This is a genomic window from Streptomyces sp. MUM 2J, assembly GCF_022414535.1.
Lineage (GTDB): Bacteria > Actinomycetota > Actinomycetes > Streptomycetales > Streptomycetaceae > Streptomyces.
In genome coordinates, this window is record NZ_JADWYM010000002.1 from 13,733 (window position 1) to 28,500 (window position 14,768).

Here is a 14,768-nt window from a genome sequence, read left to right on the forward strand (position 1 = left end):
GTTCGCGGAGGTCACCCACACGCGCGGTTCGGGGCTGTCCGGACAACCTTGACGGGGTCCGGACAGATCCGGCGGGTCAAAGCAGTGTCCTAAACACACGTCACTCGGTTAGATGAGTGTGGACACCAGAACACCCCGCACACCCACGGGGGACCGCTCGTCGGGATTCGACGACGCTCCCGCGCTGAGCATGGTGAAGGTGCCGAGCGACCCGGCGCAGATCATCGTGAACCACGCGAGCTTCCGCGTGCAGCTGGGCGCGTCGGCCAAGCGCACCCAATCCCCGCGGGTCGCGCGGCACCCGAGTGCCACCGACGACACCGCCCGTATCCCCCTCGCCGGTGCCACGGCCGGCCGGACGCCCGCCGCCGGCGCCCGCCGCCGCCCCGTCGTCTGGAGCGGCAGGTCCGCCCCCGACGACACCGGCGCCCACCGCCTCCTCCAGGCCGTGCGGGCCGGCAGCGTCGGCCACGACGAACCCGCCGACGCCGGAGCCACGCAGGTCATCCCCCGCGTCGACGGAACCGACCCGGGCTACGGCGATCTGGACGCCACCGTCGAGACCCCCGTCGTCGGCGCCCAGCGCACCCCTGTCGACGCGTCCGGCGCCCGGCTGCTGCCCGCCATGCGCACGGTCGGCAGCGCCTACGAGGAACCCGGTTACGGCGACGGGGAGTTCGAGGACTTCGACGAGACCGACGACGCGCGGTCCCCCGCCCACGGCAAGCGGCACGTCGACGACCCCGCCCGGCACGCCTACTACCCGGGTCGCCGCATGAACCTCGGCGTCGTCCTCCTCCCGCTGCGCATCTTCCTCGGCTTCATCTCCGTCTACGCCGGCATGGGCAAGCTCTGCGACCCCGTCTACTTCGACGGCGGCAAGCGAGGCTCCATGGTCACCTGGCTCAACACCCTGCACCCCTGGCAGGTCGCCGAGCCCCTGCGCCAGTTCGCCCTGCACCACCCCGTCGGCTCCGGCCTGGTCATCGCCTTCCTCCAGGTCGTCGTCGGGGTCCTGACCGTGCTGGGCTGCTGGCAGCGGGTCGCCGCGGTGGTCGGTGCGCTGCTGTCGGCCGCGCTCCTCGTCACCGTCAGCTGGAAGTCCGTTCCCGTCTACGACACCCCCGACATCATCTACCTGGCCGCCTGGTCGCCGCTGATCATCGCCGGCGCCCCGGTCTACTCGATCGACGGCCGCCTCGCCGCCAGCGCCTGGCGCCGTCTCGGGCCCCGCTCGGACATCTGGGAGCTGCGCCGGTACGTCCTGCGGCGCGGCGCCCTGATCACCGCCATCGTCACCGGTCTCACCCTGCTCCTCGGGTCCCTCCTCGGCGGTGCCGTCCGCGACTCCGACCGGGTCGTCGTGCCGGGGCCCGGGGAGGCCCCGCGCAACGAACTGCCCGGCTCCCCGCTTCCGCAGGAGCCCGGCAGGCAGCGGCAGACCAGGTCGCCCTCCGCGGCCACCACCCCCACCCAGGACGCCACCTCGGCCGCCCCCGCCACGGAAGCCGCCACCGCGCCCGGCGCGACCCGCGGGCCCGGTACGGCCACCACCGGCGCCCCCAGCCAGACGCAGGGCACCACGGGTCAGGCCCCGCCCCAGCAGTCCTCGCCGGCCGGGCAGGCGCCCAGCACCAGCTCCGGCCCGACCTCCGGCGGCACCGCCACCAGCGGCACGTCCGGCGGCGGCACCGACCCCGGCCCCTCCTCCTCCGACCAGTCCGGCCTCGTGGGCGGCCTGTTGGGGTAACCCGGCCGGTGGGCGGCATCCTGGGCGGGCCCACCGGCTGAACACCATCGCCCACAGGACGAGGCCCCGCTCTTCGACGAGCGGGGCCTCGTTCGTCGAAGAGCGGGGCGGGTGCGACGGCGTGGGGTGAGAGGGAGCCGGCAGGTGCCCGGTGGTGCTTGCCGCGGGTCACCCCGGGCGGTTCCGGAGCCGCGGGACGTGGGCGCGCACGGGGTGTGCGGGTCCGCGTGGGGCCGGCGCGGGGGAGGCCACGGGGACCGGCGCGCCGGGCGGGGCCGGCCGGACGGTGTCAGCGGCTGAGTGCCGCCAGTTCCCTGGCCGCCTCCGTCAGGTCCTTCGCCGTGTCGATCGCCCGCCAGTACGCGCCCTGCGGGATCGGGAACCCGGCCAGGCGCCGCTCCCGGGCCAGATGCGGGAAGGTGGTCCGCTCGTGGTCGCCACGCTCGGGCAGCAGCGCCGCGAACTCGGGGGAGAACACGTAGACACCCGCGTTGATCTCGAACGTCGACGGCGGTGCCTCGATGAAGTCGGTGATGTGACCGAACCCGTCGGTCTGCACGGCGCCCCACGGGATGCGCGGCCGGGCCAGCGCAAGGGTCGCCACCGCATCGCGTTCGGTGTGGAAGTCCGCCATGTCGCGCAGCGAGAAACGGGTCCAGATGTCACCGTTCGTCGCGTACCACGGCCGGTCCGCGTGCGGGAGACGGGCAGCCGCGTACTTCAGACCGCCGCCGCGGCCGAGGGGTTCGCTCTCCACGACCGTCGTCACCCGGACCGGCAGATCCGCCGTCCGGAGCCACTTCTCCAGCACGTCGGCGAGATGGCCGCAGGAGACCACGACGTCGGTGACGCCCTCCTCGGCGAGCCAGACGAGCTGATGGCCGATGATCGGCGTCCCCGTCCCGGGGATCTCGACCATCGGCTTGGGCCGGTCGTCGGTGTACGGGCGCAGTCGGGAGCCCTGGCCCCCGGCCAGGATCACGGCTTGCGTGGGGCGGGACGCGGCATGCGGATCGGTCATGCCCGAAGCGTACGCGGCGCCCCGCCGGCGGCCCGAGCCGCCGGCGGTTCTCCCGTACCGCCGTCACCGTCGTCCGCCCCGGGCGGTCCGGGGCGCACGGGGCGTACGGATGGACGTCAGTGGTGGGCCGCCAGGACACCCGAGGCGAACGACGTGTCACAGACCGGCCGGGCGAACGACTGGGCGCGGGAGGGGCCGTACACACGGACCGCGGCGCGGCCCAGAGCGCGGGCGATGGACGCACAGTGCTTCGCCAGGGACGGGCGGCCGTTGACGGCCTGCTGGAGATGGGTCAGGGCCACGCCCGGATCCTTCTGCTGCAGCTCGGTCAGCAACTGGTCGCGCAGCACGTCCTGCGGAGCGCGCGGGGCGGCGTTCTTGGCGTCGCTCGCGACCGAGACGTCCGTCGCGGCGAGCACCGAGTCCTGGGGGTTCCCCGACCAGTTGACCCGGGTCACGGCGAGGGTTCCGGAGAGCACCAGGACGACGGGCAGGACGAGGGCGAGGGAGCGGCCGATCCGGCGGGCTGGGCCCCGGTGGCTGCGACGCGTCTGTGGGGTGGTGGAGTGCTTCACGCGTGTGAGGGTAGCGCCCGGTAATGATTTGGCGACATTTAGTCACCGGTTCGAGGGATGGGGAGGTGCTGATTTCGGGGTAACGGGTTGACGCGTACCGCTCGAAACGTCCGCTATGCCGGGGTATTTGTGGGCAACGGCAAGGGGCCCCGCAGCAGCCTGCGGGGCCCCTTGCCGTCAATACGGGTGAACTGCCCGGGTCTTCTTCCCCGGTGTCAGCCGGACAGGCGCGCGCCGGTCGAGGTCGAGAACACGTGGGCCTCGCCCGGGCGCGGCACGACGTGCACCGTGGCGCCCTTCTCCGGCACGTCACGGCCGTTGACGCGGACGACGAGTTCCTTGGCCTCGCCGCCGACGTGGGCGGTGCCGTACAGGTACGCGTCGGCGCCCAGCTCCTCGACGACGTTCACGGTGACCGCGAGGCCCTTGTCCGAGTCGGCGCCCGCGACGTCGAAGTGCTCGGGACGGACGCCCACGGTGACCGTCTTGTCAGTGGTCCCCGACAGCGCGTCCCGGTCCACCGGCACCACGGAGTTGCCGAACATCACACCGCCGTCGGTGATCGGCACCTCGACCAGGTTCATCGCCGGGGAGCCGATGAAGCCGGCCACGAACAGGTTCGCCGGCTTGTCGTACATGTTGCGCGGGGTGTCGATCTGCTGGAGCAGACCGTCCTTGAGAACGGCCACGCGGTCGCCCATCGTCATGGCCTCGACCTGGTCGTGGGTGACGTAGACGGTGGTGATGCCGAGACGCCGCTGGAGCGAGGCGATCTGCGTGCGGGTGGAGACGCGGAGCTTGGCGTCCAGGTTGGACAGCGGCTCGTCCATGAGGAACACCTGCGGCTCACGCACGATCGCGCGGCCCATCGCGACACGCTGGCGCTGACCGCCGGAGAGCGCCTTGGGCTTGCGGTCCAGGTACTCGGTGAGGTCGAGGATCTTCGCGGCCTCCTCGACCTTCTTGCGGATCTCCGCCTTCGGCACGCCGGCGATCTTGAGCGCGAAGCCCATGTTGTCGGCGACGGTCATGTGCGGGTAGAGCGCGTAGTTCTGGAACACCATGGCGATGTCCCGGTCCTTCGGCGGCAGGTGCGTGACGTCGCGGTCGCCGATGCGGATGGCGCCGCCGTTGACGTCCTCCAGGCCCGCGAGCATCCGGAGGGAGGTGGACTTGCCGCAGCCGGACGGACCGACCAGGACGAGGAACTCCCCGTCGGCGATCTCGATGTCCAGGGCGTCGACGGCGGGCTTGTCGGAACCCGGGTAGATCCGGGTCGCCTTGTCGAACGTGACAGTGGCCATGGTGAATGGGCCCCCTTCTACCGGCAGGAACGTGCCGGACGATCCGTTGTAGGAAGGTGGTAGGTGTAGTCCACTCGCGTGAACCGAATCAGGACGGTACCCGGCTCCCACCTGGTCTGTCAGCACCTGGACCCCTGTGAACTTCGCGGAAACTTTCGACAGAGCCCCCTCGGGACGTGGGTACACTGCACAGGCGCGTGGGCCCCGCCCGCGCGCCTGCCTCCTTAGCTCAGCTGGTTAGAGCGCCGCTCTTGTAAAGCGAAGGTCGTCGGTTCGAATCCGACAGGGGGCTCCGAGAAGCAGCAGAGTGTGGCCCCGGAACGCCCAGGTCAGGGAGGTTCCGGGGCTTTTTGTGAGGTCGGCCCCAACATGACTACACCTTGCCTACAGGCTCGATGCACCCTCACTGCTGGAGTCGATCTCCTAAAACTCTCCCAACCGATCACTGCAATCGTGCAGGTCATCCGGGATACCAGCAGCCCCCGCCCTCCACGGGGAGGATGGGGGCGCCCGCGCCGGGAACGTCACTGGAGGGGGCACCATCCTTGTGACGCCCGGCACGACTGTGGGGATGGCCAGCGGCCGATCCTCAAGGGTAGACAATCTTGGGCTTCGAGGAGCCCGGTGATCAATGGGCCAGTAGTGAACATCACTCGTCCGTTCAGCGGCCCGCCCCCTGATCTGCCGTCGGGCGGGCCGCCCCCGTCCCCACGCCTACGGCCTCACCCGATGGCCAGCGCAGGGAGCGTGAGGCGGCCGTCCCCTACGGGGCAGGGACGCCCGCCGGTCTCTACCGGCCGTAGGGGCCGCGTGAGTACGTCTGCTGCGGGACCGGCACACACCGCTGGGCGTGGACGTGGACCGTCGTGCCGGCGCCGCTCGCACTGTGGTGGTCCACCGCCACGTACTTCTGTCCCGGCCGGATCGGCTTGTCGCAGCGCACGCAGATCATCGCGTCTCCCGCATCAGTCGCGTCCACGCCAGCCCGGTCTCGCACTGGCCGACGTCGTCCACGCACTGCTCGCACTCGGCGACGTGGGCCTGGAGCCCGCGGTTCGCCGCCTGGTGGGTGCAGGCGCGGCATCCACGAGGGTAGGTGTGGAAGTGGCCGTCGAGGAGCCGGTGTCGGCGCTCGCCGAGGTCGACGGCGGTCTCGGCCGTGAGCGGCGTATCGCACCACACGCACCCGGCGCCCCGCTGCTGGGCCTCGGTCTGCTCGTCCAGCGATGGCACGTCCAGCGACCTCTGAACCGTGGACGTGACCTCGGTGGGGGTTGTCACCGCACAGCCTCCAGTGACCGCCGCGGCATCGTGACGCCGTAGCCCAAGGCCTGCGCCAGCTCGGCAAGCAGCCGGTCGGCGTCCGCGCGGGAGAGGACCAGGTCGGTGTCGCCGCGGTGCTCATCGAGGGCGTACAGGGCGATCGGCACGCGTACCTCGCCCGTGTCAGCGTCAGAGCTGGGCGGTTCGTCGCGCCGTGTGGACGCGTGCAGGCGGGCCGGGACTGTCATGTCGTGACCCCGTTTCAGTAGGGGAACAGGAACGGACAGTCACCGTAAGAGCGCACACGCACGAGGAGGGGGACAAAGTGTCCCCCTGTCCCCGGCTGTCCCTCTGGTCAGACCGTGACCACACCAACCGCCTCGGCCAGCTGACTCGCCTCTCCGCGCATGGCGCGCGGGGCACTTCGCCACAGGTCCGCGGCCACATGCCGGGCGGACGGCGTGAACGCGACCGTCTCAGCGCCAATCCGGTGCGCCATCTGCATGACGTGCAATGCGGCCGTTCGATCGCCGCGTTGCAGGTGCCCGCGCGCGACCTCCACCCACAGGCGGGCCCGGCGCTCCACGGACGGCATCACGTCGGGGTCGATGTCGTCCGCGAGACCGATCGCCTTCTGCGCCTTACGCAGGTCGGTCGCAACGGAGACCGCGTGGAAATCCACGTTGGCCCGGCCGAACACCGTGCTCGGGTGCACGTAGCTGGCAGGCAGGCTCTTCGCGACCTGGTCGCCCTTGTCCCAGTACCGCCAGGCGTCCCCCTCCCGACCCTCGCGGGCGGCCGTCACCGCGGCGTGCAGCTGTAGCGCGCCGTAGATGCCGCGCCAGTCGTTGGGGGCGTCGTCGAGATGCGGACGGAGGAGGCCAGCGGCCTCGTCGACGACGCGCAGCGCCTCCTCCGGGTAGGCCGTCTCCCGCAGGATGTTGCCCATGTTCCAGGCAGCGGCAGCTATGGCGGCCGGCTGGTCGGCGTCCTGCGCCGCAGACAGGGCACGGTCGGCGACGACCCACGCCAGTTCAGCCGGGGCGACGTAGGCGGTTGCCTGGCCGGTGAGCCGGTAGACGTCGGACAGGGCCACCAGCGCGGCGCGCCGGTCCGGCCCGTCGAGGGAGCGCACCGCGGCCTCGGCGTCCCGGATCAGCCCCGGGAGCAGCGAGCCCACCTCGGTCCGGTTGCGGCTGGAGGTGTGCCACAGCCGCCAGCTCTGGTCCGCACGACCCTGGAGGACGGCGGGGTCGGCGGGCGTGGTGCCATGGGCGGCCACGGTGCGCTGCATGACGGCGGCCCAGATGTCCGGCATGACGGGGTGATTCAGCCGGCCGAGCGGCACGCTGGCGGCCGGGGCGTTCTCGGCGCCGGTGATGACGGACAGGTCGTGCACCTGGAGCGCGGAGGCCAGGGCCAGCAGGAGCTGATGGCTGCGCAGTTCGCGCTCGCCGCTCTCGATCTTTTTGAGCCAGTCGGGGCCGCGCCCGCACAGCTGGGCAAGGGCGCCTCGGGACATACCGCGGGACTCTCGCAGTACCTTGATCCGCTCGCCGACGCTGAGGTCTCCTGACAGGTCCACGCGTGCCCCCTCGGGTGCCGGTGCTGATGTCGCCAGAGTACGGCGGCCGTCAATCCCGGGCATGACGAAAGGGCCCCCTCCCGGCCCGCAGGCCGAGAGGGGGCTCACCGATCGTTCATCCCAGGATGTGGCCCGGTAGCCACGCACCCACCACGCCCATCCCCGTGGGCACCACCACACATAGCGTCCGGAACAGCCTCGGGTGCCGGCGCGCCCAGGGTCGGATCCACTCCGAGAACGTGTCACCCGGCCGCCGATTCAGGACGCCCCGCGCCTCGAACCCCGCCCACAGCGCCACCAGCAGACCGAGCGCGGCCAGCATGCCGCCCCACACCACGTCCATCCCGCTCACGACCGGCCGCCGTCCGGCAGCTGGCCCTCAACATGCGCGATCCGCACCTCGTGGTCGGCGAGGCGCTCGTCATGCTGCCCCAGCCGGGCCATCACCCCCGGCCGCGCCGGAACACCGGGCCGCTCCTCGGCGCCCGCCCAGTCCTCCCACGCCGCGTCCACCCGGTCGGCGATCCGCAGGACCGCCCGGAGCACCCGCCACAGCAGCGTGCCCAGACCGGCCAGCGCCGCGGCCGCTCCGACAGGGGGCTCTTCCTCCGAGCAGCACGAACGCCCCGGACGGTGATCCGTCCGGGGCGTTCCGGCATCCGGGGGTGACGGCAACCGGGCCGGTCGCTCGCGGGTCGCGCGGCGCCTGAGCAGGGGGTTCGTGCGGCCGATGACGTCGCTCCGGGGCCGGAGGGCACGTGCGTGTGGACGTCCGTCGCGATGCCGATCCGGCGGTGGCCGGGGATCTCCCTCACGACGCGCGGCGCGCCATCGGCCGCCGGTGAGCGGCGTGGCGCCGCGGCCGCCGTACGAGGACCGGGGAGCCGGGCTCCGGCGCGTGTCACGGCGCCTGGTCGGCGGACCGGGCGCCAGGCGGCCGGACAGGTCAGCCGTGCTGCAGCGCGGCGAGACCCTTCTGCATGTCCTCGCGGTTCATCACCGGCTGGATCTCGATCTCCGCGCCGAGTTCCTCGAAGAGCGGCTCGGCGATGGTGGGCAGGACCGAGCTGTCCGCCATGTCGAAGACGAAGGTGCACGCCCGCCCGCCCTCGCTGGGGCCGAAGTAGGCCGCCTCGGGCTTGAGCCGTTCCATCGTCGACTCCATGACCTTCAGCAGTGTGCCGTTCTTGACCGCCTCGTTCGAGACCTGGGTGTCCATCCGCGCTCTGAGCATGACCCTCATCGCACTTCCTCCTTCCGCCCGCCGCTGCCGGCGCGGCCTGGTGCGCGCTCGCTGGGACAGGGGGACGTCCTTCCCAGGCTTTCCCCGAGTGATCGGGCCGGCAAGATCTGCTCCTCCGTCCGTGCCGCCCGGGTGGGCCGACCGGGTCGACGGGCCGCATCGCCGGGGCGGCGTCCGCCGCCGGCATCGATCGCCTGACATCGATCGGAGGGCATCGATCGGAGGGCATCGACGCCGGAGGGCGGCGCGAGGGCGGTCCCCCAAGGAGCCCCGGGGACCGAGGGGCCGCCCGGATCAGCGGGCGGCGTCGTCGAGGACGTTGCCGTTCGAGCAGTTGTTCAGGGGATCGCCGGTCCACCCGGACGCGCTGGGCACGACGGACAGTTCCTGGGCACAGACGTGCGCTGCGCTGAAGTTCCAGTTGTTCGCGGCGTTGACGCCCTCACCGAAGGTGCCGTCGTCGTCGGCGTGGGCAGGTGCGGCCATGGCCGCGGCGGCCAGAGCCAGCACGGCAGTCGTGATGATCTTTCGCATGCCCGGCGCAACGATCAGGGCGAGGGGAGGGTACGGGCTCACGACGCGCATGTCTCCGTCTGCGCGCGAGGGCGAAGGCCGATGTCGGTCACCGGGTGGGGGAGTGCGGCGTGGGTGAATCGCGTCATGCGAATGAACCGGGCGCTGCGCGGGGCGGGGGCGGGGGTGTGGGCGTACGTCCGCAGTGCTCCCGGAACCTACGTGTGGCTGGGGGTCCTGTTCGTGACGACGGTGGCGCTGCACCGCATGTCGCCGGAGTTCGAGCGGGAGTTTCTGCGGGCACGGTCGACGAACCTCAGGGAGCTGGCGAGCAACCCGGTGCGGGTGCTCGTCGCGAGCGCGATGTGGATCGCCGGGGGGCGCTGGCTGCCGTACGCCGTGCTGTACAGCGTCTTCCACGCGCAGGCGGAGCGCTGGCTCGGCACGCTGCGCTGGCTCGCCGTCTGTGCGGCGGCGCACGTGCTGGCGACGCTGATCAGCCAAGGGGCACTGCTGGTCGCGATCCGGGCCGGGCTCGTGCCGTCCACGGCGGTCGACACGATGGATGTCGGGGTCAGCTACGCGCTGGCGGGTGTCGTGGGGGTGCTGACGTACCGCGTTCCGGCGCCCTGGCGGTACGGGTACCTGCCGGCGGTGCTTCTCGTGTACGGCGCTCCTCTGGTGCTCCGGCCGACCTTCACCGATCTCGGGCACGTCGTCTCCGTGCTGATCGGGCTGGCGTGCCGGCCCCTGGTGCCGGGGCCTCGGAAGAACCACGAAACCCGAAGGAGACAGTGACGGGTGGCACGGGTAACCGTCCCGGCCAGCGCCGTGCAGCGGTGCCGTGCCGTCCGTTTCGGAGTGTCGTTCGGATCGTCCGTGCCGTCCGCGCCCTTCGGCGGCGCGTTCCGTCCGGTGCCGTGCGTGTCGGGGCGGTGTTCCGGCGGGCCAGCGGCGGTGGGTCCTGCGCAGGTGCGGCGGATCTGCGGGCCGGAAGGTGACAGTGGCGGCATCTTCCCTGGTCCGCGCACTTGTCAGAGGCGGGGTGCAGCATGGGGGCATGGCAGGTGCGAGGAACGGCAGGGGCGTGAAGGCGGCTCGGCGGCCGGAGGTGAGGCTGCCGGAGTTGCAGGAGCACGGTGGGGGCGGGCTGGCGCCCGACGGGGACTACGACGGGCTGGAGTTCCGGGACGCCGATCTGGGGGGTCAGGACGGTGCAGGGGCCCGGTTCATGGACTGCCGGCTGGCCGGGTGCGGCCTGGACGAGACCCGGTTGCGGCGGGCCCGTCTCCTGGACTCGGTGCTGACCGGTGTGCGAGGGGTGGGTACGGATCTCGCCGAGTCGACGCTGCGGGACGTGGAGGTGGTCGACGCCCGGCTGGGCGGGACGCAGATGCACGGCGCCGTGCTGGAGCGGGTACTGGTGCGCGGCGGCAAGATCGACTTCCTCAACCTGCGCAAGGCGCGCCTGAGAGACGTCGTCTTCGAGTCCTGCGTGCTGGTGGAACCCGATTTCGCCGGGGCACGCCTGGAGCGGGTGGCGTTCGTCGACTGCGCGGTGAAGGGCGCGGACTTCGGGGAGGCGGTCCTGACGGACGTGGATCTCCGGGCCGCCGCGCCGCTGGAGATCGTCCGGGGCGTGGACCGGCTGGCCGGTGCCGTGATCAGCACGGCTCAGCTGCTGGACCTGGCGCCGGTGCTGGCGGCGCAGCTGGGCGTCAGGGTGGAGGACTGAGGGGGCGGCCGGCCGGGCGGGCGGCCACGGCGGGCGGCTCCTTGGGAGGAGGGCGGGTGGGGAGGGGCCCGGGGACGGGCGGGGCGCGGGTCAGGGCAGCCGGGGGAACCTGGCCTGGAGGGTCCAGATCGCCGGGTTGTCCGCGAGCTCCTCGTGCAGGTCGCACAGGTCGGCGACCAGGTCGTGGAGGAAGTCGCGTGCCTCACGGCGCAGTTCGGCGTGGGAGAAGGTCAGCGGGGGGTCCTCGGCCGGCATCCAGTCGGACTCGATGTCGACCCAGCCGAAGCGGCGCTCGAAGAGCATGCGGTCGGTGGACTCGGTGAAGTCCAGCTCCGCGCGCTGGGGCCGGGAGGCGCGGGAGCCCGCCGGGTCCCGGTCGAGGCGCTCCACGATGTCGCACAGGGCCCAGGCGAAGTCCAGCACGGGCACCCATCCCCAGGATGTGGACAGTTCGCGGTCGGCCCGGGTGTCGGCGAGGTAGACGTCCCCGCAGAACAGGTCGTGGCGCAGGGCGTGGACGTCCGCGCGCCGGTAGTCGGTCTGGGGCGGGTCCGGGAAGCGGGTGGAGAGGGCGTAGCCGATGTCGAGCACGCAGGTGATGGTGTCATGCCCGCATAGGATCTCAGGCGTGTCCCGATTCGCGCCCGTTGTCCCCGCCGCCCTGCTCGTCCTCGCCCTGACCTCGTGCACGGGTGCGCCGGGCGGTGGGGGAGTGCACGGCACCCCTGGCGGCACGGGGGTGCGCGACCCGTACTTCCCCAAGGCGGGCAACGGTGGCTACGACGTCGGCCACTACGCCCTCGACCTCACCTACGACCCCGCCCGCCACCACCTGACCGGCACGGCGGAGATCACGGCGAAGGCGGCCGAGGACCTCTCCGCGTTCGACCTGGACCTGAAGGGCCTCACGGTGGAGGCGGTCACCGTGGAGGGCAGCCCGGCCCGCTTCCACCGCGCCGGGCAGGAACTGACCGTCCGCCCCCGCCGCGACCTCGACCGGGGCGAGACCTTCCGGGTCACGGTCCGTTGCGCCGGCACGCCGCTCACCCTGACCGACCCCGACGGCTCGCAGGAGGGCTGGCTGCGCACCGCCGACGGTGCGCTGGCGCTGGGGGAGCCCACGGGGTCCATGACGTGGTATCCGGGCAACCACCACCCCTCGGACAAGGCGTCGTACGACATCTCCGTCACCGTTCCGAAGGAGCTGACGGCCGTCTCCAACGGGGAGTTGCGCGGGGAGACGACCCACGACGGGACGAGGACCTTCGTCTGGCACACCGCCGAGCCGATGGCGAGCTACGTCACCACGCTCGCCATCGGCCGCTTCGACGTCTCCCGGCCCACCGTGGGTAGGAGGCGGCTGCCGGCGTACGTCGCCGTGGACCCGGTCAGTGCTGCGGACAGCGAGGAGGTGCTCGGGCGGCTGCCCGAGATCATGGACTGGCTGGAGCTGAACCTCGGTCCGTACCCGTTCTCCTCCACCGGCGTGATCGTCGACCGCGAGGACGACGCCGGCTACGCCCTGGAGACCCAGAACCGGCCCGTGTTCCCCGGGCCGACCGACATCCGCACCCTCGTGCACGAACTGGCCCACCAGTGGTTCGGCGACTCGGTCACACCGAAGAGCTGGCGGGACATGTGGCTCAACGAGTCCTTCGCGACGTACGCGGAGTGGCTGTGGTTCGAGGACCACGGGGGCGACACCGCCCAGGAGACCTTCGAGGAGCTCTACGACCACGGCGAGGACGAGTACGAGGACCTGTGGGACTTCCCGCCCGCCGAGCCGAGCAGCGCCGCGCACATCTCCGACTCCCCGGTCTACCAGCGCGGCGCGATGGTCCTGCACAGGATCCGGCAGACCGTCGGCGACGACGCCTTCTACGACATCGTCCAGGGCTGGGCCACCGCGCACCGCCACGGCAACGCGGACACGGACGACTTCACCGCGTTCGTGGAGCGGCAGGCGCCCGACGAGGACTTCGCCGGAGTCTGGGAGGACTGGCTGTACGGCGACGGGAAGCCGGGCCGCCCGTGACGGGCGGCCCGGCGCGGCCTCACGGCGGGAGCCGAGCCCGCCGGCCGGAGTCCGCTCGCGGCGCTAGTGCCGCGAGCGGCAACGGCACTAGTTGACGTTGACCGCCGTCCAGGCCGCCGCGACCGCCGCGTACTCCGCGCCGCCCGACCCGTAGAGGTCGGCGGCGGCCTGCAGGGTGGCGACGCGGGCGTCCGCGTAGTCGGTCGTGGAGGTGAAGTACGTGGTCAGGGCCCGGTACCAGATCTGGACGGCCTTGTCCCGGCCGATGCCGGTGACGGTGGAGCCGTCGTAGGTGGGCGAGTCGTAGCTGACGCCGTTGATGGTCTTCGCGCCGCTGCCCTCGGACAGCAGGTAGAAGAAGTGGTTGGCGACGCCGGACGAGTAGTGGACGTCGAGGCGGCCGACGCGCCTGGACCAGTAGTCGGCGGAGCCGCCGTCCTTGCTGGGCTTGTCCATGTAGCGCAGCGGGGTGCCGTCGCCGTTGATGTCGATCTTCTCGCCGATGAGGTAGTCACCGACGTCGGTGGAGTTGTTGGCGTAGAACTCCACCGAGGTGCCGAGGATGTCGGAGGTGGCCTCGTTCAGACCGCCGGACTCGCGGCGGTAGTTGAGGCCGGCGGTGGCGGCGGTCAGGCCGTGGCTCATCTCGTGGCCGGCCACGTCGAGCGAGGTCAGCGGCTGGGTGTTGTTCACGCCGTCGCCGTAGGTCATGCAGAAGCACGAGTCCGACCAGAAGGCGTTGACGTAGGCGTTGCCGTAGTGGACGCGGGAGTAGGCGGCCTTGCCGTCGCCGCGGATGCCGGTGCGGTTGAAGGCGTTCTTGTAGAAGTCCCAGGTGACCTGGGCGCCGTAGGCGGCGTCCACGGCAGCGGTCTGGCGGTTGGAGACGGTGCCGTCGCCCCACTTGTCGTCGGCGTCGTGGAAGAGGGTGCCGGTGCCGCTCGTGCCGCCGTTGAGGTCGTACGTCGTGTGCCCGCCGCGACCGCCGTCGATGAGGTCGTAGCCGCCGGAGGCGGAGGCGGTGGTGCCCAGGGTGACGGTGCCGCTGTACTCGCTGGTGCCGATGCCCGTCTCGACGGCCTCGTAGGAGTACAGCTCCTTGCCGCTGGTGGCGTCGGTGATGACGTGCACCTCGCTCGGGGTGCCGTCGTGCTGGAAGCCCTTGACCACGGTCTCGTAGGCGAGGACGGGCTTGGTGCCGGCGGCCCAGACGACCTTGCGGGCGCTGGACGCGGTGGCCCTGGCGGCGGCGCCGTGGTCGGCGGCGGCGGCCTTCAGCGCGCCGGACTTGGCGGCGGTGACCGGTATCGCCGCGTTGGTCGACGGCACGGAGATCCGGACCGTGGTGGCCTTGCTGGTGCTCTTGAGCCTGCCGCCCTTGGAGTGGGTGACCAGGTCGCCGCCGAGGACGGGGAGCCCGGCGTAGGTGCGCTCGTAGCGGGTGTGGACGGTGCCGTCGGCGTCCTTGACGACGTCCCGGACGGCGAGCTTCTCCTGGCTGCCGAGTCCCAGCTGGCGGGCGGTGGCGCCGGCGGCGTCCTGGGCGGACTGGAGTGCGGCTGCTCGGGCGGAGGGGGAGAGGCTGAGGGGGGTGGAGGGGGTGCGCTGCCCGGGAGCCGCGGTGGCGGCGCCGTTCTGCAGGGCGAGGACCACCATCGCCGCCGAGCCGATCAGGGCGGCGGCGCGGAGCGTGGTGGTACGGGCGATGCGGGGGGACTGCTGTCTCACTCGGTCTCCTAGGTCG

At 72.0% G+C, this 14,768-nt stretch carries 17 protein-coding genes and 1 tRNA gene; 5 read left to right on the forward strand and 13 right to left on the reverse strand.

Going from position 1 to position 14,768, the window contains the following annotated elements; translation table 11 throughout:
- The first annotated feature begins 112 nt into the window (after window positions 1–112).
- On the forward strand, window positions 113–1,750 hold the full coding sequence (locus tag I3F54_RS01910; protein WP_240116773.1) for a DoxX family membrane protein: 1,638 nt from the start codon (window positions 113–115) through the stop codon (window positions 1,748–1,750).
- A gap of 289 nt (window positions 1,751–2,039) precedes the next feature.
- Here the strand turns inward: I3F54_RS01910 and I3F54_RS01915 are convergent, their stop codons facing one another.
- The 3 genes from I3F54_RS01915 to I3F54_RS01925 all read right to left on the reverse strand — a co-directional run bounded on the left by I3F54_RS01915 (window position 2,040) and on the right by I3F54_RS01925 (window position 4,650).
- Window positions 2,040–2,771, reverse strand: coding sequence for a nucleotidyltransferase family protein (locus tag I3F54_RS01915; RefSeq protein WP_240116774.1), 732 nt, complete (start codon window positions 2,769–2,771; stop codon window positions 2,040–2,042).
- A 116-nt stretch (window positions 2,772–2,887) separates the two neighbouring features.
- Entirely contained in the window at window positions 2,888–3,346 is a 459-nt protein-coding gene (locus I3F54_RS01920; RefSeq protein ID WP_240116775.1) for a hypothetical protein, read from the reverse strand.
- 215 nt (window positions 3,347–3,561) lie between these two features.
- The gene (locus I3F54_RS01925) at window positions 3,562–4,650 is read right to left on the reverse strand and encodes an ABC transporter ATP-binding protein (protein WP_240116776.1); all 1,089 of its coding nucleotides are present in this window, start codon (window positions 4,648–4,650) and stop codon (window positions 3,562–3,564) included.
- 218 nt (window positions 4,651–4,868) lie between these two features.
- Here I3F54_RS01925 and I3F54_RS01930 point away from each other — a divergent pair.
- Window positions 4,869–4,942: transfer RNA gene (locus I3F54_RS01930), tRNA-Thr, on the forward strand.
- Window positions 4,943–5,440: 498 nt separating this feature from the next.
- Here the strand turns inward: I3F54_RS01930 and I3F54_RS01935 are convergent.
- The 8 genes from I3F54_RS01935 to I3F54_RS01970 all read right to left on the reverse strand — a co-directional run bounded on the left by I3F54_RS01935 (window position 5,441) and on the right by I3F54_RS01970 (window position 9,275).
- The gene (locus tag I3F54_RS01935) at window positions 5,441–5,602 is read right to left on the reverse strand and encodes a hypothetical protein (RefSeq protein WP_240116777.1); all 162 of its coding nucleotides are present in this window, start codon (window positions 5,600–5,602) and stop codon (window positions 5,441–5,443) included.
- On the reverse strand, window positions 5,599–5,931 hold the full coding sequence (locus tag I3F54_RS01940; RefSeq protein ID WP_240116778.1) for a hypothetical protein: 333 nt from the start codon (window positions 5,929–5,931) through the stop codon (window positions 5,599–5,601). The genes I3F54_RS01935 and I3F54_RS01940 overlap by 4 nt, the downstream gene beginning before the upstream one ends.
- A complete protein-coding gene (locus tag I3F54_RS01945; RefSeq protein WP_240116779.1) occupies window positions 5,928–6,161 on the reverse strand; it encodes a hypothetical protein in 234 nt (77 codons plus the stop codon). The genes I3F54_RS01940 and I3F54_RS01945 overlap by 4 nt, the downstream gene beginning before the upstream one ends.
- Before the next feature lie 107 nt (window positions 6,162–6,268).
- On the reverse strand, window positions 6,269–7,498 hold the full coding sequence (locus I3F54_RS01950) for a helix-turn-helix transcriptional regulator (protein ID WP_240116780.1): 1,230 nt from the start codon (window positions 7,496–7,498) through the stop codon (window positions 6,269–6,271).
- Between the two features lie 115 nt (window positions 7,499–7,613).
- A complete protein-coding gene (locus I3F54_RS01955; RefSeq protein ID WP_240116781.1) occupies window positions 7,614–7,850 on the reverse strand; it encodes a hypothetical protein in 237 nt (78 codons plus the stop codon).
- On the reverse strand, window positions 7,847–8,044 hold the full coding sequence (locus I3F54_RS01960; protein WP_240116782.1) for a hypothetical protein: 198 nt from the start codon (window positions 8,042–8,044) through the stop codon (window positions 7,847–7,849). The genes I3F54_RS01955 and I3F54_RS01960 overlap by 4 nt, the downstream gene beginning before the upstream one ends.
- Window positions 8,045–8,444: 400 nt before the next feature.
- Window positions 8,445–8,741, reverse strand: a complete 297-nt coding sequence (locus I3F54_RS01965) for a DUF3303 family protein (RefSeq protein WP_240116783.1) — start codon at window positions 8,739–8,741, stop codon at window positions 8,445–8,447.
- Between the two features lie 294 nt (window positions 8,742–9,035).
- The gene (locus I3F54_RS01970; protein WP_240116784.1) at window positions 9,036–9,275 is read right to left on the reverse strand and encodes a hypothetical protein; all 240 of its coding nucleotides are present in this window, start codon (window positions 9,273–9,275) and stop codon (window positions 9,036–9,038) included.
- Window positions 9,276–9,401: 126 nt separating this feature from the next.
- Here I3F54_RS01970 and I3F54_RS01975 point away from each other — a divergent pair, with 126 nt between their 5' ends.
- Complete coding sequence (locus I3F54_RS01975; RefSeq protein WP_308373017.1) at window positions 9,402–10,052, forward strand: rhomboid-like protein; 651 nt, start codon at window positions 9,402–9,404, stop codon at window positions 10,050–10,052.
- A gap of 262 nt (window positions 10,053–10,314) precedes the next feature.
- Window positions 10,315–10,989 carry a pentapeptide repeat-containing protein gene (locus I3F54_RS01980; protein WP_240116785.1) on the forward strand — a complete coding sequence of 225 codons (675 nt, stop codon included), beginning with the start codon at window positions 10,315–10,317 and terminating at the stop codon, window positions 10,987–10,989.
- 90 nt (window positions 10,990–11,079) lie between these two features.
- Here the strand turns inward: I3F54_RS01980 and I3F54_RS01985 are convergent, their stop codons facing one another.
- Window positions 11,080–11,580 carry a hypothetical protein gene (locus I3F54_RS01985; protein ID WP_240116786.1) on the reverse strand — a complete coding sequence of 167 codons (501 nt, stop codon included), beginning with the start codon at window positions 11,578–11,580 and terminating at the stop codon, window positions 11,080–11,082.
- 7 nt (window positions 11,581–11,587) lie between these two features.
- Between I3F54_RS01985 and I3F54_RS01990 the strand changes: the two genes are divergently transcribed.
- Window positions 11,588–13,024 carry a M1 family metallopeptidase gene (locus I3F54_RS01990; protein ID WP_240117052.1) on the forward strand — a complete coding sequence of 479 codons (1,437 nt, stop codon included), beginning with the start codon at window positions 11,588–11,590 and terminating at the stop codon, window positions 13,022–13,024.
- A gap of 87 nt (window positions 13,025–13,111) precedes the next feature.
- On the opposite strand, the gene I3F54_RS01995 is transcribed toward I3F54_RS01990, so the two are convergent.
- Window positions 13,112–14,680, reverse strand: a complete 1,569-nt coding sequence (locus tag I3F54_RS01995) for a M4 family metallopeptidase (RefSeq protein ID WP_240117053.1) — start codon at window positions 14,678–14,680, stop codon at window positions 13,112–13,114.
- Between the last annotated feature and the right edge of the window lie 88 nt (window positions 14,681–14,768).

What these genes read in the sequence shown, in the direction of transcription:
- I3F54_RS01910 (WP_240116773.1), top strand. Translation starts at nt 113, where the DNA reads ATGAGTGTGGACACCAGAACACCCCGCACACCCACGGGGGACCGCTCG.
- I3F54_RS01915 (WP_240116774.1), bottom strand. Translation starts at nt 2,771, where the DNA reads ATGACCGATCCGCATGCCGCGTCCCGCCCCACGCAAGCCGTGATCCTG.
- I3F54_RS01925 (WP_240116776.1), bottom strand. Translation starts at nt 4,650, where the DNA reads ATGGCCACTGTCACGTTCGACAAGGCGACCCGGATCTACCCGGGTTCC.
- I3F54_RS01935 (WP_240116777.1), bottom strand. Translation starts at nt 5,602, where the DNA reads ATGATCTGCGTGCGCTGCGACAAGCCGATCCGGCCGGGACAGAAGTAC.
- I3F54_RS01945 (WP_240116779.1), bottom strand. Translation starts at nt 6,161, where the DNA reads ATGACAGTCCCGGCCCGCCTGCACGCGTCCACACGGCGCGACGAACCG.
- I3F54_RS01965 (WP_240116783.1), bottom strand. Translation starts at nt 8,741, where the DNA reads ATGAGGGTCATGCTCAGAGCGCGGATGGACACCCAGGTCTCGAACGAG.
- I3F54_RS01970 (WP_240116784.1), bottom strand. Translation starts at nt 9,275, where the DNA reads ATGCGAAAGATCATCACGACTGCCGTGCTGGCTCTGGCCGCCGCGGCC.
- I3F54_RS01975 (WP_308373017.1), top strand. Translation starts at nt 9,402, where the DNA reads ATGCGAATGAACCGGGCGCTGCGCGGGGCGGGGGCGGGGGTGTGGGCG.
- I3F54_RS01980 (WP_240116785.1), top strand. Translation starts at nt 10,315, where the DNA reads ATGGCAGGTGCGAGGAACGGCAGGGGCGTGAAGGCGGCTCGGCGGCCG.
- I3F54_RS01990 (WP_240117052.1), top strand. Translation starts at nt 11,588, where the DNA reads ATGGTGTCATGCCCGCATAGGATCTCAGGCGTGTCCCGATTCGCGCCC.
- I3F54_RS01995 (WP_240117053.1), bottom strand. Translation starts at nt 14,680, where the DNA reads ATGGTGGTCCTCGCCCTGCAGAACGGCGCCGCCACCGCGGCTCCCGGG.